The sequence below is a fragment of the Thioalkalivibrio sp. ALE9 genome (assembly GCF_000377445.1).
Taxonomy (GTDB): Bacteria; Pseudomonadota; Gammaproteobacteria; order Ectothiorhodospirales; family Ectothiorhodospiraceae; genus Thioalkalivibrio.
Map to the genome: position 1 here is coordinate 145,313 of NZ_KB898126.1, position 19,672 is coordinate 164,984.

General features: G+C 68.1%; 18 protein-coding genes. 10 read left to right on the forward strand and 8 right to left on the reverse strand.

The window, feature by feature from the left end; genetic code table 11:
• Positions 1-12 precede the first annotated feature (12 nt).
• Entirely contained in the window at positions 13-396 is a 384-nt protein-coding gene (locus tag D106_RS0108700) for a response regulator (protein WP_018866386.1), read from the forward strand.
• The gene (locus tag D106_RS0108705) at positions 393-2,090 is read left to right on the forward strand and encodes a diguanylate cyclase (protein WP_026280630.1); all 1,698 of its coding nucleotides are present in this window, start codon (positions 393-395) and stop codon (positions 2,088-2,090) included. The genes D106_RS0108700 and D106_RS0108705 overlap by 4 nt, the downstream gene beginning before the upstream one ends.
• Here the strand turns inward: D106_RS0108705 and D106_RS0108710 are convergent.
• Positions 2,080-2,661, reverse strand: coding sequence for a BLUF domain-containing protein (locus D106_RS0108710; RefSeq protein WP_018879817.1), 582 nt, complete (start codon positions 2,659-2,661; stop codon positions 2,080-2,082). The genes D106_RS0108705 and D106_RS0108710 overlap by 11 nt on opposite strands.
• Before the next feature lie 53 nt (positions 2,662-2,714).
• On the reverse strand, positions 2,715-3,566 hold the full coding sequence (locus D106_RS0108715; RefSeq protein WP_018141872.1) for an HDOD domain-containing protein: 852 nt from the start codon (positions 3,564-3,566) through the stop codon (positions 2,715-2,717).
• Between the two features lie 131 nt (positions 3,567-3,697).
• On the opposite strand from D106_RS0108715, the gene D106_RS0108720 reads away from it, so the two are divergent.
• A complete protein-coding gene (locus D106_RS0108720; RefSeq protein ID WP_017941871.1) occupies positions 3,698-4,297 on the forward strand; it encodes an RNA ligase partner protein in 600 nt (199 codons plus the stop codon).
• A 50-nt stretch (positions 4,298-4,347) separates the two neighbouring features.
• Here D106_RS0108720 and D106_RS0108725 read toward each other — a convergent pair whose 3' ends face one another.
• The 3 genes from D106_RS0108725 to D106_RS0108735 are packed head-to-tail and all read right to left on the reverse strand — an operon-like array spanning position 4,348 to position 8,575.
• Entirely contained in the window at positions 4,348-5,451 is a 1,104-nt protein-coding gene (locus tag D106_RS0108725; RefSeq protein ID WP_018879818.1) for an RNA ligase, read from the reverse strand.
• Positions 5,452-5,482: 31 nt separating this feature from the next.
• On the reverse strand, positions 5,483-7,153 hold the full coding sequence (locus tag D106_RS0108730; RefSeq protein ID WP_018879819.1) for a Na/Pi cotransporter family protein: 1,671 nt from the start codon (positions 7,151-7,153) through the stop codon (positions 5,483-5,485).
• Positions 7,154-7,174: 21 nt separating this feature from the next.
• Entirely contained in the window at positions 7,175-8,575 is a 1,401-nt protein-coding gene (locus D106_RS0108735) for an MBL fold metallo-hydrolase RNA specificity domain-containing protein (RefSeq protein ID WP_018879820.1), read from the reverse strand.
• A gap of 193 nt (positions 8,576-8,768) precedes the next feature.
• Between D106_RS0108735 and D106_RS0108740 the strand changes: the two genes are divergently transcribed.
• On the forward strand, positions 8,769-9,200 hold the full coding sequence (locus tag D106_RS0108740) for a YbhB/YbcL family Raf kinase inhibitor-like protein (protein WP_018878013.1): 432 nt from the start codon (positions 8,769-8,771) through the stop codon (positions 9,198-9,200).
• 24 nt (positions 9,201-9,224) lie between these two features.
• Positions 9,225-10,769 carry a BCCT family transporter gene (locus tag D106_RS0108745; protein WP_018879821.1) on the forward strand — a complete coding sequence of 515 codons (1,545 nt, stop codon included), beginning with the start codon at positions 9,225-9,227 and terminating at the stop codon, positions 10,767-10,769.
• A gap of 7 nt (positions 10,770-10,776) precedes the next feature.
• Here D106_RS0108745 and D106_RS0108750 read toward each other — a convergent pair whose 3' ends face one another.
• From D106_RS0108750 to D106_RS0108760, 3 genes are read right to left on the reverse strand one after another with little or no spacing between them, the layout of a single operon-like run.
• Entirely contained in the window at positions 10,777-11,121 is a 345-nt protein-coding gene (locus D106_RS0108750) for a hypothetical protein (RefSeq protein ID WP_018872340.1), read from the reverse strand.
• Positions 11,122-11,146: 25 nt separating this feature from the next.
• The gene (locus tag D106_RS0108755) at positions 11,147-11,476 is read right to left on the reverse strand and encodes a hypothetical protein (RefSeq protein WP_018866395.1); all 330 of its coding nucleotides are present in this window, start codon (positions 11,474-11,476) and stop codon (positions 11,147-11,149) included.
• Positions 11,477-11,503: 27 nt separating this feature from the next.
• On the reverse strand, positions 11,504-12,628 hold the full coding sequence (locus D106_RS0108760) for a transporter substrate-binding domain-containing protein (protein ID WP_018879822.1): 1,125 nt from the start codon (positions 12,626-12,628) through the stop codon (positions 11,504-11,506).
• 74 nt (positions 12,629-12,702) lie between these two features.
• Between D106_RS0108760 and D106_RS0108765 the strand changes: the two genes are divergently transcribed.
• The 5 genes from D106_RS0108765 to D106_RS0108785 all read left to right on the forward strand — a co-directional run bounded on the left by D106_RS0108765 (position 12,703) and on the right by D106_RS0108785 (position 19,668).
• Positions 12,703-13,944, forward strand: a complete 1,242-nt coding sequence (locus D106_RS0108765; protein ID WP_026280631.1) for a methyltransferase domain-containing protein — start codon at positions 12,703-12,705, stop codon at positions 13,942-13,944.
• A complete protein-coding gene (locus D106_RS0108770; protein ID WP_018876972.1) occupies positions 13,941-14,696 on the forward strand; it encodes a DUF429 domain-containing protein in 756 nt (251 codons plus the stop codon). The genes D106_RS0108765 and D106_RS0108770 overlap by 4 nt, the downstream gene beginning before the upstream one ends.
• A 60-nt stretch (positions 14,697-14,756) precedes the next feature.
• On the forward strand, positions 14,757-17,090 hold the full coding sequence (locus D106_RS0108775) for a DNA translocase FtsK (RefSeq protein WP_038036977.1): 2,334 nt from the start codon (positions 14,757-14,759) through the stop codon (positions 17,088-17,090).
• 135 nt (positions 17,091-17,225) lie between these two features.
• Positions 17,226-17,885, forward strand: a complete 660-nt coding sequence (gene lolA / locus D106_RS0108780) for an outer membrane lipoprotein chaperone LolA (RefSeq protein WP_026280633.1) — start codon at positions 17,226-17,228, stop codon at positions 17,883-17,885.
• A 400-nt stretch (positions 17,886-18,285) separates the two neighbouring features.
• A complete protein-coding gene (locus D106_RS0108785) occupies positions 18,286-19,668 on the forward strand; it encodes a replication-associated recombination protein A (RefSeq protein WP_018879826.1) in 1,383 nt (460 codons plus the stop codon).
• Positions 19,669-19,672: the final 4 nt, after the last annotated feature.

A 19,672-nucleotide genomic window follows, 5' to 3' on the forward strand; every position in this document is an offset into this window, starting at 1 on the left:
GGGGAGTCGAAAGTGTCCGAGTTGCAACGCATTCTCTATGTCGAAGACGAGCCGGATATTCAGGCGGTTGCCGAACTGGCCCTGGAGACGGTGGGTGGTTACACCGTGAAGACCTGTGCTTCGGGCGAGGAGGCGGTACGCGAGGCCGAGGGTTTTGCACCGGACCTGGTCCTGCTGGATGTGATGATGCCCGGGATGGATGGTCCCACGACTCTGGAAGCCCTGCGCGGGATTCCGGCACTGGCCGAGGTGCCGGTGGCGTTCATGACCGCCAAGGTGCAGCCCTCCGAGATCGCACACTACAAGTCGCTGGGGGCGCGTGACGTGATCGCCAAACCGTTCGACCCCATGACGCTTTCCGACGAGGTACGGCGGATCTGGCAGGGGGCGGCATGACAAGTGCTGGCGCCGAGCAGGCCTTGAAGGACCGCCTGGCACAACTGCGTGCTCGGTATCTGCAACACCTCCCGGATGAGCTGGCTGCATTGAGTTCTCTGCAGGGCCGGTTGGCCGGGAAGGAGCAGGACCGCGAGGTGCTGGACGAACTGCAACAGCGTCTGCACAAGCTGGCCGGCAGCGGGGGCAGTTTCGGCTGTGCGTCGCTGAGCACGGCAGCCCGTGCGCTGGAGCAGCGAATCGGGGACTGGCTGCAGGTGCGGGAATTGTCGCTGGATGCGCCGACTCGGCGGTCCCTGGCGAACGAGCTGGCGGCCCTTGCGCGTACGGTGCCCGAAAGCCCGGAGCGCTCGGCGGTCCGGTGGGTGCCGGATGCACGGAGTGCCGTTGACAACGCCATGGCAATCTGGCTCGTCGAGGACGACGCGGAACTGGCCCGTCAACTCAAGCAGCAGCTGGAATCCTTCAACTACGAGGTTCGGGTGTTCAACGGCATCGACGCGCTCCGGCGTGCGGTGGAAGACCAGCAGCCGGATCTGCTGCTCGTGGACGTGATGCTGGAAGATGGTCGCGAAAACGCGACCGAGCGGCTGGTGGATTGCCCGCAGGTGCAGGCGCTGGATTGCCCGCTGATCTTCATCTCCGTGAATGACGACTTCCCGTCGCGTGTGCGCGCGGTACAACTAGGTGCGCATGGGTATTTCCTGAAACCGCTGGATGTACCCCGGCTCGTGAGCCGCATCTCGCAGATCTTCGAAGAACGCCGTGCGCCGGCGCAACGGGTGCTGATCGTGGATGACGATGGCGATCTTGCCGAGCATATGCAGCTGGTACTGACCGCGGCCGGGATGGAGGCCCGGGTGCTGAATGCGCCGCGCGAGATCATGGATACGATCGCCGCCTTTCGGCCGGAACTGGTGCTGATGGATCTGTATATGCCCGAATACGCGGGCACCGACCTGGCGGGGGTGATCCGCCAGCACGAGGCCTATATCCATCTGCCGATTGTGTATCTGTCCGCGGAAACCGATATCGAGCGCCAGATCGAGGCCATGGGTCGGGGCGCGGACGACTTTCTGACCAAGCCGATTTCCGACCTGCAACTGGTGGCGGCCGCCCGCTCGCGGATCGCGCGCGCACGCCAGCTGGAGGAGCGGATCAGCAAAGACAGTCTGACCGGACTGCTCAAGCATGCCAGCATCAAGGAGGCCGCCAGTCGGGAGGTGTTGCGCGCCCGCCGGATCGGGCGACCCGTCACGCTTGCGATGCTCGACATCGACCACTTCAAGAGGGTCAACGATACTTACGGGCATGCCGTGGGGGACGTGGTGATCATGTCGATCGCGACCCTGCTGCGACAGCGCCTGCGCCAGTCCGACATCATCGGCCGCTATGGCGGGGAGGAATTCGTCGCGGTGCTGCCGGAGTGCGACGCGGAGAATGCCCGGCGGGTGCTCGAGGATATCCGCCGGAACTTCGCTTCCCTTGATTTCAACCATCGGGACGAGCGCTTCGGCTGCACTATCTCGATCGGTATGGTGTGTTCGGCCGACTATCCCGAGGAGGATGGTCCCGATCTGCTGGTCGTTGCCGACGAGGCGCTATACCGGGCCAAGTGGGGTGGGCGTGATCAAATCCAGCAGGCGTTCCCGGCGCCCACGCTGCCGCAATGTTCCGAGGCCTCTACGACGTGACGAGCAGGTAGGTCGCGGCTCCTATCACGCCGAGCACGATCGCCACCGCGACCAGGCCGATCCCGAACAGCGCACGGGTGCTGCCCCGTGTGGCATCTTCCGCCTTGCCGCCCGTCGACCCCGCTCCCTCGGCAGGTGCGTTGTCCCGGCCCTGACGCAGCAGGTCCAGCATTGCGTCGATACGGTCATCGTCGAAGGCGAAGGGGTCGAACTGGCGCTGGCCAAAGCGCTGTAGCAGCTGACGGACGTCCCCCGCTGCCGGGACGTATTTCATCGACCATTCGCCAAATCCCGGGCTGTCCAGTGACTGCTCGCGTAGCACCCGGACCTCCTCGTGGCGATCGTCACGCCGGATCCGCTCCAGGGTGTCGCGTACGGCCTCGGGCTCGCCCTCCAGACACTGGAAGAAGTGGCCATCCCCGTAATAGAGCGCGCCGACAATCCCGCTGCGCGGGTTGTTCTGGCGTGACTGCATCAGGATGCGGCTGACTTCGGGCTCGATGCCCTGGCTGGAGGTGTTCTCGCGGAAGGTGGCGCGAGAGGCGTAGACGAGCTGGAGAATGGCGGGCATGCGGGCGTCCGTTCCGGGGCGATATGAAGAAGACCGCCTGCGCCCCGCGGGGTTCATTCGATCATCTGGTTGACGTGTTCCAGGCCGATTGCGTCGTCTTCCCAGTTCAGCCGGGTGGTGCCGGGCTTGGCCGCCAGACGGCGGATGGAGGCGACCGAGCTGCGGTCGATATGGGCCAGTCGATGCCGGGTGGCGTTGTGGCTCTCGATGTTGGCGGCCTGCAGAATGTCGCTGTAATTGACCGGTTCGCCTTCCTCCGGCTCGCGCTTGAGGTTTTCGTGTTCGGCCACGGCGCGGATGATCTCCGGCTCGAAGTTCCAGCTCTTCAGCATCGCACGGCCGATGGCGACGTGCGCGGCATCGGCCGCGGCCTGCAGGGCGCGCGGATCCTCGTAGATCTCCTGGGTCTTCTCTGCGCGGCGCAGGATCGGGATCATGCCGATGTCGTGAACGAGCCCGGCGAGCAGGGCGGTATCCGGGTCCAGATGGGGGTGGCGACGGGCCAGCAGGTAGCTGATGATCGCCACCTCCAGGCTGTGATTCCACAGCTCTTCCATCCGGATGCGGATGGCCTCGTTCCCGCTCTGGAAGACCTCCTTCATGGACAGCGCGGTGATGGTCTGGCGGGCGCGCTCCATGCCCAGGCGGGTGACCGCGGAGCGGATGGTGGCGCAGCGGGTCAGCCCCCGGTAGGCCGGGCTGTTGGCATGGCGCACCAGGCGCGAAGCCAGGGCCGTGTCGCGCGAGATCAGGTTGACCAGATCGGCGATGGAGCTGGATTCGTCCTGGGTGATGAACAGCGCCTGCACCGAGACATCGGGCAGGGTCGGGATCTCGATCTGGTGACGTTCGAGGTCCTCGCGCAGGCGCTCCAGGAATTTTTCGACTTCCGCTCGGGTGGCCAAGGGCAATCCGTGTCCGGCTGGGTAAAGACGCGCCGATTATGCCACAGGCGTTGGCACGGGCGGGGTGTGGCGGGCCGGTTGACGGGCTGCCGGCCCCTGCCGATGATGAAGGGAGCCGACAGGAGGTCGTGATGCGCCGATTCGTGCTGGATACCAGCGTCTTTACCAACCCGCATGTGGCCGGGCAGTTCGGCGAGGACCCCGAGGACATCCTGCGGACCTTTCTCAATCTGGCGCGCCACTGCCCCGCCGAGTTCTACATGCCGCTGTCGGTGTACGAGGAGTTTCGCGGCATGCGCGACCTCGAGGCCCTGGCGGCCGACTTCGAGACCGTGGTCTGGGTGCGCTCCCCGCGGCGTTTCGCCCTGACCCTGCCGAGCGACATCCTCTACGAGTTCATCGACGAGGTGCGTACCCGCATCGACCGCGGCCTGCGCATCGCCGAGGAGCACACGCGTCAGGCGGGGGCGGCCGAGTCGCTGCGCCCGGAGCTGATCACGCAGCTGCGCGAGCGTTTCCGCGAGGCGATGCGCAAAGGCCTGGTGGACTCGCGCGAGGATGTCGATGCCGTGCTGCTGGCGATGGAGCTGGATGCCGAGCTGGCCAGCGCCGACGAGGGCATGCGCAAGCTGGGCAACCGCATGGGCATCAAGCTGGTCACCGCCGACTACCTGCGCCAGGTGATGGAGAACCTCTCCGAGTCGGGCATCCCCGGTCAGGGCGGCGCCTGAGGCCGCAAGTCGGGGCCTTTCCCGAGTTCGCCTGCAAGCAGGCGAAGGGCTCAGTCGTATTGCCGGTCACCCGCCAGGGCCGAGGCGAGGGTGCCGGTGATGCGGTCGAACAGGCGTTCGAACTCCAGCAGCCAGTAGCCGCTTTCTTCCTGACGCGGGGTGTCCGGCAGGAAACGCACGTGGCGCCCGCCGGTTGCCTGCATGTGGTCGACAAAGCGCTGCGCCCCCGCGCGCTCGCGAAAGCGGCAGCGGTAGGTATGGCCGACGCGTCCCTCGCGCCGGCTCTTGTCCACTGCGGTTGCCAGTCCGGACAGCAGGGCCTCGCCCAGTTCCCTTTCCACGGCGGCAGGTTCGGTGGGGGGATGCTCCGCGAGGAACACCGCCAGGCGGGTCAGGCGGTTGGTGAAGTATTCCGGCGGCAGGTCCAGCAGCTGCTCGGAACACACCCGGATGTCGTTGATGCAGGAGCCCCCGGCCACGTACTTGGCGCGGTGCTGGCCGTCCGCGGTCTTCAGTACCAGCCCTTCGGCCCCCTCCGCATCCAGTTGTCGGATCAGGCGTCCCAGTGCTGCGCTGTCCGCGGGCGTGAACCGTCCGTGCAGGGGTGCCGGGGGTAGCTGGTGGCGTTCCATCAGGGCGAATTTCTCGTCCTGCGGCACGAAGCCGGGGCGGCCGAGCCGCATCAGGTCGAACACGAACAGGCCAACATCCTGTGCCACGCGCGGCGTGGAGCCCTCCAGATAGGGGGTGTCCGGTCCGGCGATCTCCGCGCACAGCACCAGGTCGGGTTCGGCGTCGAACACCGCGAGGTCCACGAAATCGGGCACCCGGTCGGTGCTGAAGGCGCAGACGAAACCGCCCCGACTGAAGGCGTAGACCCGGCCGTCTCGGCGCAGGATGCGCACGTTGAAGCCGTCGATCTTTTCCTCCGCCCAGAACGGCTGCTCGAACTGGCGCGGCAAGCCGGCCTCCAGTGACTGGATCCGCCCAATGGCCGGGTAGCCGGGCACCACCGAGCCGTCCGGCAGCACCACGGAACCACGCGGGTAGTGGTTCACCGGTTCCAGCAGCCGGGCGTATTCCAGCCCGTCAAAGGTCAGGGCCTCGGCCCGGTGGTTCGCGATCGCGTCCTGCAGCGTGTCCCGGTCGATCATGCGTTCTCCATTGCCAACGCGAGCGTGTGCATCAATCCGTGTTTCCCTTGCGCAGCCCCCGGATCTGGTCTTTCAGCGCCTCGGTGTGGTGACGCGCCTTGGCCGCCTGAGTGACCAGGCGCCGCGCCATGCTGATGATCCGCAGCTGGCGTTCCATCTCGGCCATGCTCAGCGAGCCGAAGGTACCCTCGCGCAGCAGGGCGGCCTTCAGTTCGGCGTAGGTGGTCTCCACCGTGTCCACAGCCTCGGCGGCGGCCAGATCATGGCCATTGTCGACGTCATCCGCCTCCAGGTTGCACAGGTCCAGGGCGCGTATCGCCTGTTCCTGCCAGGCGCGGCGCTGCTCGGTCACGATCGGGCGCTCCTCGCCGCTGGACTGGCGGCGCAGGTCGGCGATCTCGTCGGCCAGTATGGCGACCTCGCGGTGGTAGCGGGCGATGCGCACGGCCTCGGCGATGTCATGGCCAACCTGTTCCGGCATCGGGTGGTTGGCCGTGTGCGCCGCGAACTCCGCGATGGACTGGGTCAGCTGCTCTGCGGCCAGGCGCCGGCGGTCGAGGATGCCGGCCGCCGGCGGTGCGGTCTGCAGGGCCTCGCGCGCCATCGAGTGGCCGATGTCGGCCAGGCGTTCGGTCTCCTGGATCAGCGACTGCAGGGCGAGATCCGGTACCCCGGAACTGCTGCGGTCCAGATACCGGGGATGGGCGATGTCTTCCTCGATGGTGCGGAAGCGGCCCTGCAGCCAGCGGATCATAGGCGGGGCGACCGGGATCATCAGCGCTACCCCGAGCAGGTTGAATGCGGTATGGAACAGCGCCAGCAGCACCGCCGGGGCCGGGGCCTCGCCGGTGCTGCCCCAGATCCAGGCGATCGCGGCCAGAAACCAGGGCAGGATCAGCAGCGCGACGATTGCGGTCAGGCCGTTGAAGATCACATGGGCTGCGGCGACGCGCTTGGCGTTCGGGGTCGCGCCGATCACCACCAGCAGCGCCTTGACCGTGGTGCCGAGGTTGGCGCCGATCACGGCCGCGGCGGCCGCCTCCAGCGGGACCGCACCGCTCATCGCGGCGGTCAGGGCCATGGCCATGGAGGCCGAGGAGCTCTGCATCAGCACGGTCAGCAGCGCGCCGATGCCGACCATGATGACCAGCCCGAGGAAGCCGGGGCGGGCCAGCGCGCCGAGGTCGAAGGTGGCACTAAGCCCCTCGAAGGCCTCGCGCAGTACGTCGATGCCGAAGAACAGCAGGCCGAAGCCGGCCAGGGCCAGGCCCAGGTAGCGCGGCCGCGCGGCCTTCATGAACAGGTAGAGCAGGGCGCCGATGCCGATCGCCGGCAGGGCGAAGGCCTCAATGCGGATGTTGAAGCCGATCAGCGCGACCAGCCAGCCGGTCATGGTGGTGCCGACGTTAGAGCCGAAGATCACCCAGACCGACTGTCCGAGCGTCAGCAGGCCGGCGTTGGCGAAGCCGATGGTGGCCACGGTGACCGCGCTGGAGGACTGCACCAGTGCGGTCACGCCCATGCCCGAGGCGAGGGCGCGCGGCCGGGTGCGGGTCCATTGCCCGAGGATATGCTGCAACGCCTTGCCGCCGGCGGTCTTCAGGCCGTCGGTCAGCAGGGTCATCCCGAGCAGGAACAGGCCGAGACCGCCGAGAAAACCGGCGATCAGGGCGTAGGTGCTGACGGCTTCGGCCTCCGGCATCGCAGCTGTGGGGATGCGGCGTTACAGGGTGATGGTCTCGCCGAAGGCGGGCACACGCGCCTCGGCCCCCAGCTCGTCACGCAGGCTGGCGGCCAGGGCCTCGCGCGCCTCCGGCTCGCCGTGGACCAGATGGAACACCGGCTGGTCCTGAAAGCCGCGTGCCCAGTCGAGCAGCTGGCTGCGCCCGGCGTGAGCGGAAAAGCCGCCCAGGGTATGGATCTTGGCGTTCACCGCGACCTCGTCGCCCAGCAGCTTGACCTTCTCGGCGCCATCCACCAGACGCCGCCCGAGCGTGCCGGCGGCCTGGAAGCCGACGATCACCAGGTGCGCCTCGCGCCGCCACAGGTTGTATTTCATGTGGTGACGAATGCGCCCGCCATTGCACATGCCGGAGCCGGCGATGATGATCGCGCCGCCCGTGATGCGGTTGATCGCCATGGATTCTTCCACCGTGCGACAGACCTGCAGCCCGGGCAGGTAGGCAGCCGGATCCCCATTCGCGGCCTGGTGCAGCCGGTCCATGTCCTCCGGGTCCAGCGTTCGGCGCAGGCGGGCGTACAGCTCGGTGACCTTGATCGCCATCGGGCTGTCGAGGAAGACCTTTTGCTGCGGCAGGCGCCCGGCGTGGTGCAACATGCTCAGGTGGTAGAGGACCTCCTGGGTGCGGCCGACCGCGAAGGCCGGGATCAGCACGTTGCCGCCGCTCTTGTCGGCCTCGGCCAGCACCTGCGCGAACTCCTCGACCGTCTCCTCCATCGGGCGGTGGTCGCGGTCGCCGTAGGTGCTCTCCAGCAGCACGTGGTCGGCGTGTTCCGGGCGCGCGGGCTCGTGCATCAGCACGGCGTCGGCATTGCCGAGATCGCCCGAGAACACCAGGTGCCGGTCGCGACCGCCAGCGGGCACGATCAGGTCCACGATCGCGGAGCCGAGGATATGCCCGGCATCGCGAAAGGTCAGGCCAATCCCGCCCGCGATCTTGCGCGCCTGGCCGTAGGGCACGGCCTCGCACAGCCCGAGGGTGGTGGCGACATCATCGATGTCGTAGACCGGCTCCAGCAGCGGCTTGTCCGCCCGCCGGCGCCACTTGTTCTCCCACTCGATGTCCTTGCTCATTACGAACGCGGCATCCTCGAGCATGATCTCGAGCAGTTCCTCGGTGCCCGGCGTGCAGTAGATCGGGCCGCGGTAGCCATCGCGCACCAGCTTGGGCAGGAGCCCCGAGTGGTCGAGGTGGCCGTGTGACAGCACCACCGCGTCGAGGCTTTCCGCCAGTTCGGCGAGCGGGGCGCGGTTCGCCTCGTCCGCATCGCTGTTGCCCTGATACATGCCGCATTCCAGCAGGACGCGGGCGTCGTCGGTCTCGAGGAGATAACGCGATCCGGTGACCTCGCCGGTCGCCCCCTGAAAGGTCAGTTGTGCCATGGGGAGAAGTGTACGCGGGACGCGGGTGCGATGGGCAGTCAAAGTGTCCGGGCTTGATCCCGATCAATCCGGCCCCGGATTGTCCGACGCACGGCTTGACCCGCCCTCGGCCGCGGGCGAGCCTGTAATCGGGTCATGGAGGAGGATGCGGGCCATGCGATTGAGCAGTCCGGCGTTTGCTGACGGAGAACGGATGCCGGTCGAGGTCTCGGCGCGGGATGCCAACGAGCTGCCGCAACTGGAGATCCGCGAGGTGCCGGCGGGCGCGCGCAGCCTCGCGCTGATCCTGGAGGACCTGGATTCGCCGCTGGGGGAGGTCACTCACTGGCTGGTCTGGAACCTGCCGCCGGATACGCATTGCGTGGATGCCCTGCACCTGCCCCGCGAGGGGCGCGTGGGGATGGATGCCTTCGGCAAGGTCGGCTATCTCGGCCCGGTACCGCCGGAGGGCTGTCATCACTACCGCTTCCGCCTGCTGGCGCTGGATGCCGAGCTGGAGCTGGAGGCGGGGGCGACCCGCAGCCAGTTCGATGCCGTGGCCGAGGGGCACGTGCTGGACGAGGCGGATCTCACCGGGGCGCTGTGCTCCGCCGACGAGGGCACGGATCCCGATGCGCCGGGCTGATCCGGCCCGCGCGGAGGCCGCGGCATGAGCCACTATCGCCCGGAGGCCTTCTTCGCCACGGTGAACCCGACGGTGTTCACCGCCTCCGCGATCATGGTGGTGGTGTTCGTCGCCTTCGGGGTGATCTTCCCGTCCACGGCCAGCGAGGTGTTCGCCAGCATCCACGGCTTCATCACCGAGTATCTCGGCTGGGGCTACCTGCTGGTGGTGACCTTTTTCCTCGGCTTCCTGATCTGGCTGGGTTTCAGCCGCTATGGCGTGATCCGGCTGGGGCAGCCGGACGACCGGCCGGAGTTCGGCTTTGCCGCCTGGTTCGCGATGCTGTTCTCCGCCGGTATGGGGATTGGCCTCGTGTTCTGGAGTGTGGCCGAGCCGATCCTGCACTACCAGCACCCGCCGACCGGCGATGGCGAGACCGACGCGGCCGCACGCCAGGCGATGGTCTACACCTTCTTCCACTGGGGCCTGCATGCCTGGGCGGTGTACGTGGTGCTGGGGCTGTCGGTCGCCTATTTCAGCTTCCGGCACCGCCTGCCGCTGACCATCCGCTCGATCTTCTACCCGCTGCTGGGCGATCGCATCTACGGCCCGATCGGGCATGTGATCGACATCCTTGCAGTGTTCGGCACCCTGTTCGGGCTGGCCACCTCGCTGGGCTTCGGGGCGATGCAGCTCAATACCGGGCTCAACGTGCTGGTCGACATGCCGGTCTCGCACTGGTGGCAGGTGGGCATCATCACCGCGATCACCGCGGTGGCGGTGCTGTCGGTGATCTCCGGGCTGGATCGCGGGCTGAAGTGGGTCAGCGTGTTCAACCTGGTGCTGGCGGTCAGCTTCATGCTGTTCGTGCTGATCGCCGGGCCGACACTGTTTATCCTGCGCTTCTTCCTCGACTCCACCGGCGGCTATCTGCAGCAGATCATCCAGCTCAGCCTGCACACCGACGCCATCGGCGGCTCGCAGTGGCAGAAGGACTGGACCATGTTCTACTGGGCTTGGTGGATCGCCTGGTCGCCGTTCGTCGGCATCTTCATCGCGCGCATCTCGCGCGGGCGCACCATCCGCGAGTTCATCGTCGGCGTGCTCGCCCTGCCCAGCCTGTTCGTGTTCGCCTGGATGGCGATCTTCGGCGGCACCGCGTTGCACATGGAGCTGTTCGACGACGGCGCGGGCATCGCCGCGGCGGTCGCCGAGGACACCACCGTGGCCCTGTACGCAACCCTCGCGCAGCTGCCCTGGACCACGATCGCCTCCGGCGTGGCGACCCTGCTGATCGCGACCTACTTCATCACCTCGTCGGCCTCCGGCACCTACGTGGTGGATGCACTGATCTCGCGCGGTTCGAAGCACTCGCCGAAGCGCCAGCGGGTGATCTGGGGGATTACCGAGGGGGCGGTGGCCGCGACGCTGCTGATCGTCGGCGGCGAGCGCGCGCTGGACAGCCTGCAGACCGGCTCCCTGACCGCCGGGCTGCCAGTGGCAATCATCCTGGTCTTCTGCTGCTTCAGCCTGCTGCGCGCGCTGGGCCGCGAGTACCGGGTCGAGGGCGTGGAGCCGCCCTGGCGTTGAGCCGCGTTCAGTGTTTCCCGAGCGTCTTGCGCAGGTGCTCGATCTGTTCCGGCTTGATGCCGGCGATGTCCTTGATCGGCAGGGTCACGGCAAACCCGTTGCCCAGTCGGCTCAGTTCCAGTTCCGCGTCCAGGTGGTCTAGCATGCGCCGGGCAAGGCTGGACTCCAGCACCATCAGCAGCACCTTGCGGCCGGAGGTGTCCTTCAGGTCCATGACCGGGTTGCGCCGTAGCTGGGCGATGCCCTGGGCATCCAGTAGGGTCAGGCCGGCGGCCCCGTCGCGCTGAACGATCTCGATCGCGCGGTCGGCCAGGCTGCGCGGGATGACGGCGGCGAGCAGAACGAATTGCATGGCAGAGTCTCCGTATCCGGGGGCGTCAGGGCGTGGTGGTCAGGTGGCCGACGAACTCCATGCCCTGAAGGGCGTTCACGTCCAGGGTGAAGGCAAGCCCGTTGTAGGGCTGGAACAGGTCGAGCTCCAGGTTCAGGCGCTGCGCAATGCGTTCGGCGCGCGCGGTATCCAGCTGCCAGATGCAGACCGACTCGTTGCCCTGGTAGGTCACGCCGAGAAAGGTCATGTGCTCGGGGAAACCGAGGCCCGAACCCTGGATCACCGCCCCGTCCGCGCCGCCTTCCTCGGCGGCGATGGCCAGGGCCTGCTCCTCGCGGTTCTGGTCGACGATCGCGATCAGAAAGGTCTCCTCCATGATGCTGCCCCCCCGTGACGGGTTCCGTCAGTTGCCGAGATAGCGCCGCAGCACGCGCTGCCATTCGTCGGATTCCAGAATCTCGAGGATAGCGACGTTTATCGGGGCGCGCAGCAGCGAGCCCTGGGGCAGGGCCAGGGCATAGTCCTGGCGCAGAAACTCGACCGGCAGGACCTCCAGTTGCCCCGCAAAGTGCTCGCGGACCTGATAGCGCAGCAGCGGAGCGTCGTAGACCATGGCGTCGGCCCGGCCCTCGGCGACTGCGCCCAGTGCGGTGGCGAGGTCCGCATGGTCACGGTAGGCAAAGCCCTGGTCGTCCAGCCAGGCGGCGGCACTGGAGCCGCCGATGGTGGCGATGCGCTGGCCCTCCAGGTCGGAGACATTCTGGATGCCGGTATCCAGCGAGCTGACCGTCAGCGTGGTCGCAATGGCGGCGGTGAAGGTGGAGACCAGGATCAGCGCCGCGAACATCCAGACCAGCGCAATCGCGCGGCCGGGCAGGGTGCGCGGGGCCTTGTCGCCATAGCCCACCGTGGTCATGGTCACGGCGGCCCACCAGAACGCGGAGCCGAGCCCTTGTGCGGCACTGCCGCCGAACTCGTCAGCGTTGCGCCGGCGTTCGAACAGCCACAGCAGCGCACCCACCAGCAGGAGCAGTCCGGAGAGCGCGAGGATGACCATCAGGAAAGGTATGGAGATGAACGCGCGCAGGGCCCCGGCGACCGGGTTGCCCTGCTGGGGCACGGCAATCGACAGCCCGGTGCTGTAGTACGGATGGGTGAAGTCGACCCGTTCGGCGCGTTCAGCGGTCGCGGTTAGGGCCGCGACCGAGATATCGATACGGTCATCCCCCAGGCCCTCGATGAGTCCCTCGAGGCTGGTCTCCCGGTAGTTGGAGTCCAGTTCCATGCGTTCCGCGACCCGCTCCCACAGTTCGATGGCAATGCCGGAAGGAGCGGCGCCCGGCTCCTCCGGCGCAATCACGAACGGTGGCACGAAGCGCGTCCCCACGCGCAGGGTCGAATCGGCGCCGATGCCGCGGGCCCCATCTCCCTCGGCCTGAGCGGACGGCAGGCTCAGCAACGTGGCGAACACGAACACTGCGCCGGCCAGCAGCGAAACAAACGGGGGCGAGCAGAGGGTGCGGGGCATGCGGACATCCGGTGGGCGCTTGCCCGTACCATAACCGGGAGATCGTCAACGAGGCAGTCTACGGGAGGGTGTTCATGCGGGATCCATTCGCCAATCCGAATAACAGTGAAGCGCGACCGACGCAGGGAATGGCGGTGGATGTCGGCTTCACGCTGGACTGGGCGAGTGCCGAGGCCCGTCACCGGGAGTGTCTGTTCCTGCCGTGGTTGGAGCTGGAACGGGACCGCTGGCCGGGCGATCTCGGGGCCGCCCTGCGCGGCTCGGGCGCGGGGGCGGTGCACGAGGCCTCCCGCGAGGCCGCCGCGGCCCTGGTTCCGCAAGAGGAGCCCGACCGCGTGCTGGAGCTCCCGGCGTCGGCATTCAACCGGGACCTGCGCCGGCATCGCCGGGTGGAGCCCCGTGCGGGGCGTTTCTACCCGCGTGCGTTCCTTGCCGGTTATGCGGGGATCGAGGCCGGGGATCGCGAGCTGTTCCGGATCGGGGCGCTGGAGGGTGATCACCTGGTGGCGGATCTGAATCATCCGCTGGCAGGGCACGACCTGCGGCTGCAGGCGCGGGTTATGGCGCGCCACGAGGTTGGGCGCGACGATGAGCGGACGGTGGATGTTGCCCGGCTGCTGACGGCCCGCGGGCCGGGCATGCAGGCCCGCTGGCGTGGACGGCCGACCGACTTCTGGGCCGACGGGGCGCTGGGGCGCGAGGACCCGGAGTCCGATGCGGTGTTCTATGCCGAGCCGCGCCGGGTGCACCACCTGGACGCGACCGCGCGGTCCGAGATCGCCGCGCTGTATGCCTCCTGCATCCCGGCGGGTGCGCGGGTGCTCGACCTGATGAGCAGCTGGGAGTCCCACCTGGACCGAGTCGAGTCGCCGGAAGCCGTGATCGGGCTGGGCATGAACGCCGAGGAGCTGGCGGACAACCCCCGGCTGACGTCATCCCTGGTGCACGACCTGAACCTCCGTCCGGAACTGCCATATGCGGCGGCGAGCTTCGATGCCGTGGTCTGTACCGCGTCGGTCGAGTATCTGACGCAGCCCGAGGCGGTGTTCCGCGCGGTACGCGAGGTGCTGCGCCCGGACGGGGTGTTCATGGTCACGTTCTCCGATCGCTGCTTTCCGACCAAGGCGATCGCGGCCTGGGAGCCGCTGTACGACTTCGAGCGCATGGGGCTGGTCCTCGACGTCTTTCTGCGCGCCGGCTTCGTGGATCTGTCGACCTTCTCCCTGCGTGGGCTGCCGAGACCCCCGGACGACCTGTATGCCGGGCGACTGGGGCATGCCGATCCGGTGTTCGCGGTCTGGGGCCGGCGGCCGTGAGCGGCACCGTCCGCATCATCGGGGTCGATTGTGCGACCCAGCCACGCAAGACGGGCCTGGCTCTGGCCCGCTGGTCCGGCGGGGTTCTGCGTCTGGAGGCGGCACGGCGCGCATCCCCGACTGAACCGCCCGCCGCGATCCTGGGCGGCTGGATGGATACGCCGGAACCCGTTCTGCTGTGCCTGGATGCGCCGCTTGGCTGGCCATCGAGCCTGGCAAGCGAGCTGGCCGGGCACCAGGCCGGGGCGGGCATCGCGGCGCACGCCGATGCAATGTTCCACCGTCATACAGACCGGGTGATCCGGGAGCGCCTTGGCAAACGCCCGCTGGAGGTGGGGGCGAACTTCATCGCGCGCACCGCGCTGGCGGCGGTCAACCTGTTGCAGGCCCTGCGCGACCACAGCGGGCAGTCGCTTCCGCTGCCCAGGGTGGCCGGGCCGATTGCCGATTCGACCGCGATCGAGGTGTATCCGGCCGCCTTGCGCAAGGTCCGAGGCTGGGAGACTCGGGTCGACGTCCGAGCCCGGCTTCCGGGGTCCTTCGAGGTGTCCGTGCCGGACCTGGACGATGTCACTGACGATGTGGTGGATGCCGTGCTGTGCGTACTGGCCGGGGCCGATTTTCTGGACGGGCAGGCGGTTGCGCCGACGGCAGACGAGGCCGCGATCGCCGCGCGCGAGGGATGGATCTGGTCCGCCGACCCGGAACCGGTTCGCAGCCCGGGCCGGGCGCGCCCACGAACGCCGGTTTAACCGGTAAACTGCGCGATGATTCGAGTTGCCCGCGGCGCGGGCCTGACCAGTGGGGAGTGCATGGCCGCAAGCAAGGCCAAGACCGGGGGCAAGGGCAAGAAGACGGCGGAGCCGGTGGCCCCGCCGAGCCTGAGCGGGCAGCTGCTGCGCGGGCTGCGCGAGGGCGCGCTGCTGATCTTCGGCATGCTGGCGCTCTATCTGCTGGTGGCGCTGGCCAGCTATCACCCCGGCGATGCGGCGTGGTCGACCACCGGCGACGGCGAGGGCCTGCGCAATCTCGGCGGTACCACCGGGGCCTGGTTCGCGGATATCGCCTTTCACCTGCTGGGCTATCTGGCCTACCTGATCCCGCTGGCGGTCGCCGGCATTGGCTGGTGGCTGTTCCGGCATCGCCGCGAGGCGCAGATCGCCAGCCCGATGGAGCTGACCGTGCGGGGCCTGGCGCTGATCGTGGCGCTGATCGCCGGGTCGGCGCTGGCCGCGCTGCACCTGATGCCGGGCGGCATGCCGGTGCATGCCGGCGGCATCCTGGGCGATCTGTTCGGTGGCTGGGCGGTCGCCGGGTTGAGCCTGGTGGGTGGCACGCTGGTCCTGCTGGCGCTGTTCCTCGCGGGGGTGACCCTGTTCACTGGGTTGTCCTGGTTTCTGCTGATGGACCGTCTTGGCCAGCTGGCCGTGCGCGGTTGGGAGCGGACCCGCGCGGCGATCGACTCAGCCCGTGACCGGCGTATCGGCGCCCGCGAACGCGCCGAGCGCGAGACCCGCGTGGAAAAGGAACGCAAGCGCACCGAGAAGCGGCCGCCCTCGCGGGTAGAGCCGCGCATCGAGACGCCGCCGCCCAGCCCGCGCGTGCAGAAGGAGAAGCAGGTCCCGCTGTTCACCGAGGGCAGCGGGGCCGATCCGCACCCGCCGCTGTCGCTGCTGGACGAGCCGCCACCGCCGCCCGAAGGTTTTTCGGAGGAGTCGCTGCAGGCGCTGTCGCGGCTGGTCGAGCTGAAGCTGAAGGATTTCGGCGTGGAGGTCGAGGTGGTCGCGGTGCAGCCGGGCCCCGTGATTACGCGCTTCGAACTGCAACCGGCCGCCGGGGTCAAGGCCTCGCGTATCTCCGGGCTGTCCACCGACCTGGCGCGTTCGCTGTCGGTGATGGCGGTGCGCATCGTCGAGGTGATCCCGGGCAAGTCCACGGTGGGCCTGGAGATCCCGAACGAGAATCGCGAGATCGTGGCGCTCTCCGAGATCCTGCGCTCCGACCTGTTCGACTCGAACAAGTCGCCGCTGACCATGGCGCTGGGCAAGGATATCGGCGGTGCCCCGGTGATGGCCGATCTGGCGAAGATGCCGCACCTGCTGGTGGCCGGGACGACCGGTTCCGGGAAGTCGGTGGGCGTGAACGCCATGCTGCTGTCGCTGCTGTACAAGGCGACCCCGGACGAGGTCCGGCTGATCCTGATCGACCCGAAGATGCTGGAGCTGTCGGTCTACGAAGGCATCCCGCACCTGTTGTGCGAGGTCGTGACCGACATGAAGGATGCCTCCAACGCCCTGCGCTGGGCGGTGGCGGAGATGGAACGCCGCTACAAGCTGATGTCGGCAATGGGCGTGCGCAATATCGGCGGCTACAACAAGAAGGTGCGCGATGCCCAGGCGGCCGGCGAGCCCCTGAAGGACCCGCTGTTCAAGCCCGAGGAGGCGATTACCGAGACCGAGGCGCCGGAACTGGAGCCGCTGCCGTTTATCGTGATCGTGGTCGACGAGTTTGCCGATATGATCATGGTGGTCGGCAAGAAGGTCGAGGAGTTGATCGCGCGCCTGGCGCAGAAGGCCCGCGCCGCCGGTATCCACCTGATCCTGGCGACCCAGCGTCCGTCGGTGGACGTCATCACCGGCTTGATCAAGGCGAATATCCCGACCCGCATCGCCTTCCAGGTTTCCTCGCGGGTGGATTCGCGCACCATCCTCGACCAGATGGGGGCCGAGCACCTGCTGGGCCACGGCGACATGCTCTACCTGCCGCCGGGCAAGGCGATGCCGGAGCGCGTGCATGGTGCCTTCGTCGGCGACAACGAGGTACATCAGGTGGTCGAGTACCTGAAGTCCACCGGCGAGCCGGACTACAACGAGGCGATCCTCGAGGAGCCCGAGGCGGGTGCGGCCAGCATCCCCGGGCTGGAGTCGCCCGAGGGGGGCGAGAGCGAGTCGGATCCGCTGTATGACCAGGCGGTGCAGGTAGTGATCGAGTCGCGCAAGGCCTCGATCTCGTTCGTTCAGCGTCGACTGAAAATCGGCTACAACCGCGCTGCGCGCATGGTCGAGGACATGGAGGCTGCCGGCCTGGTCAGCCCCGTCCAGTCGAATGGTAACCGCGAGGTCCTGGTGCCCGGGCCGAACGACTGAGCACCTTGAACCCCGGCGCAGCGACAGGGTCCATGTTCCCGATCGGTGACGTGGTGCGCCATCCCCGAACGATACATTCACGCCCGGTTAAGCGACCGGGCGCAGGATGAGGTCAACCATCCTTCCGGAGCTTGCATGAACGTTCGTCTTCTTCCCCGCTTGCTGGTGGCCGTGGTCGTCGCGACCGTGCTGTTCGCCGGCGCCGTGCAGGCGGCTGACCGCACGCCCGCTGCGGATGCCCGCGCCGCGCTGGATCGCTTTGTCGACGGGCTGGAGAGCTTCTCCGCCGTTTTCACCCAGACGGTGCGCGACGACACGGGGTACGTGCTGCAGGAGTCCGACGGGCGCATGCAGCTGGGCATGCCCAACCGCCTGCACTGGGAGGTGACCGAGCCGTTCCCGCAGACCATCGTCTCCGACGGCCAGGACCTGTGGATGTACGACCCGGACCTGTCGCAGGCCACGGTGCGCCCGCTGGGCGATGCCTTCGATGCGACCCCGATCGCCGCGATCACTCAGCCGGAACGTCTCGACGAACACTTCCGCATGTCGCTGCGCCCGGTGCCGGGGGGCGACGCCCTGCGCCTGGTGCTGGTGCCGCGCAACGAGCAGGCCGACTTCACCAGCCTGGACCTGGACCTGACCGCGGAGGGGGATCTGACCCGCATGGCCTTCCGCGACATCTTCGGCCAGGAGACCGTTATCCGCTTCCACGAGACCGAGCGCAACGCCGACCTCGACCCGGCCATCTTCACCTTCGACCCACCCTCCGGCACCGACATCTACCGCCCGTAACCAAGCCCGCGCCCTGTTATTCACCACGAAGCGCACGAAGGCACGAAGAAGGTCAAGGGCTTTTGCAGGAGGGTGGGTAGACTGCAAGGAGGGCGCAGGAACTGTGGCGCTTTGGCCTGAATGCCGACGGCCCGGGCTACGTGACGACGTTGGTGTAATCCCGACCACCCCGCAACGCCGAACCATCCGTCATGGTGTGTCTGGACGGACGCCCTGCGCGCTGTCATTCCGGCCGGAGCGTTCGTACATCCTCTTTGCTGTGGAGTTTGCAACGCCAACAACAGCTCTTCTCCGTGTTCTCTGTGCCCTCCGTGGTGCAATCCGGCCTTGACCTTCTTCGTGCCTTCGTGCGCTTCGTGGTGAAAAAAGGGTTTTCGCCCGAAGGGTTACAATCTCCGTTATGAGCGATTCCCCCGAAGGTGATCTGTTCGGCCCGGATCCGGACATGGCGTCGCCCGAACCCGAACCGGAGCCGTCCCCCGCGGGCCCCGACCCGACCGCGCCGCTGGCCGAACGCATGCGTCCGGCGCGGCTGGACGAGATGGTCGGTCAGGACCACCTGGTGGGCCCGGATGCCGCCCTGCGCCAGGCGATCGAGCAGGGCCAGACGCCGTCGATGATCCTGTGGGGCCCGCCCGGCTGCGGCAAGACCACGCTGGCGCGGCTGGTGGCGGCGGCCGGGGCCCAGCGACTGGTCACGCTGTCCGCCGTACTGGCCGGGGTGAAGGACGTTCGTGCGGTCGTGGAGTCCGCGAAGGCGCGCCGGCGCAATGGGGTCGGCACGCTGTTGTTCATCGACGAGATCCATCGCTTCAACAAGGGCCAGCAGGATGCGCTGCTGCCGCATATCGAGGACGGCACGCTGACCTTCGTCGGCGCGACCACCGAGAATCCGTCGTTTGCCCTGAACAGCGCGCTGCTGTCGCGGGCGCGGGTGTATCGCATGGAGGCGGTGGGGGCGGAAGCGGTCGAGTCCCTGATCGAGCGCGCCCTGGAGGATCCGGAGCGGGGTCTGGGCGGGCGTGGCCTGACGCTGGACCCGGAGGAGCGTCAGCGCCTGGCGCGGGCCGCGGACGGGGATGCCCGGCGTGCCCTGAACTGGCTGGAGACCGCCTCCGACCTGGCCCGCGACGGGGCGATTACCGGAGACGCCCTGCGCGCGGTCATGGGCGCGCAGTCCCTGGCCTTCGACCGCCAGGGCGATGCCTTCTACGACCAGATCTCTGCCCTGCACAAGTCGGTGCGCGGTTCCGACCCCAACGCGGCGGTGTACTGGCTGACCCGTATGCTGGATGCCGGTTGCGATCCGGACTACCTGGGCCGGCGGCTGCTGCGCATGGCCTACGAGGACATCGGCCTGGCCGCAGTCGGGCTGGGCGCGCGGGTGCTCGCGGCCTGGCAGACCCTGGAACGCCTGGGCCGGCCGGAGGGCGACCTGGCGCTGGTGCAGGCGGTGATCGAACTGGCCGCCGCACCCAAGAGCAACAGTGCCTACGTTGCGCTGAACCAGGCGCGCGCGGCGATCCGCGAGACCGGGAGCCCGGGCGTGCCGCTGCATCTGCGCAACGCGCCGACCGAGCTGATGCGCGCGGAAGGCTTCGGGGCCGGGTACCGCTACGATCACGACGAGCCCGATGGCTTCGCCCGCGGGCAGGTCTACCTGCCGGAGGGTCTGGAAGACGAGCGCTTCTACAGCCCGCGCCGGGACGGCACCGAGCGCGCGCTGGCGGAGCGCCTGGACCGTCTGCGCGACGCGGGCGACAACCCCGGCGCGGAGGGCTGACCGG

Coding starts and splice junctions, on each gene's coding strand:
- D106_RS0108745 (WP_018879821.1), top strand. CDS start 9,225: ATGAGCCACTATCGCCCGGAGGCCTTCTTCGCCACGGTGAACCCGACG.
- D106_RS0108785 (WP_018879826.1), top strand. CDS start 18,286: ATGAGCGATTCCCCCGAAGGTGATCTGTTCGGCCCGGATCCGGACATG.
- D106_RS0108740 (WP_018878013.1), top strand. CDS start 8,769: ATGCCGGTCGAGGTCTCGGCGCGGGATGCCAACGAGCTGCCGCAACTG.
- D106_RS0108750 (WP_018872340.1), bottom strand. CDS start 11,121: ATGCAATTCGTTCTGCTCGCCGCCGTCATCCCGCGCAGCCTGGCCGAC.
- D106_RS0108755 (WP_018866395.1), bottom strand. CDS start 11,476: ATGGAGGAGACCTTTCTGATCGCGATCGTCGACCAGAACCGCGAGGAG.
- D106_RS0108720 (WP_017941871.1), top strand. CDS start 3,698: ATGCGCCGATTCGTGCTGGATACCAGCGTCTTTACCAACCCGCATGTG.
- D106_RS0108775 (WP_038036977.1), top strand. CDS start 14,757: ATGGCCGCAAGCAAGGCCAAGACCGGGGGCAAGGGCAAGAAGACGGCG.
- D106_RS0108725 (WP_018879818.1), bottom strand. CDS start 5,451: ATGATCGACCGGGACACGCTGCAGGACGCGATCGCGAACCACCGGGCC.
- D106_RS0108705 (WP_026280630.1), top strand. CDS start 393: ATGACAAGTGCTGGCGCCGAGCAGGCCTTGAAGGACCGCCTGGCACAA.
- lolA (WP_026280633.1), top strand. CDS start 17,226: ATGAACGTTCGTCTTCTTCCCCGCTTGCTGGTGGCCGTGGTCGTCGCG.
- D106_RS0108760 (WP_018879822.1), bottom strand. CDS start 12,628: ATGCCCCGCACCCTCTGCTCGCCCCCGTTTGTTTCGCTGCTGGCCGGC.
- D106_RS0108730 (WP_018879819.1), bottom strand. CDS start 7,153: ATGCCGGAGGCCGAAGCCGTCAGCACCTACGCCCTGATCGCCGGTTTT.
- D106_RS0108765 (WP_026280631.1), top strand. CDS start 12,703: ATGCGGGATCCATTCGCCAATCCGAATAACAGTGAAGCGCGACCGACG.
- D106_RS0108735 (WP_018879820.1), bottom strand. CDS start 8,575: ATGGCACAACTGACCTTTCAGGGGGCGACCGGCGAGGTCACCGGATCG.
- D106_RS0108710 (WP_018879817.1), bottom strand. CDS start 2,661: ATGCCCGCCATTCTCCAGCTCGTCTACGCCTCTCGCGCCACCTTCCGC.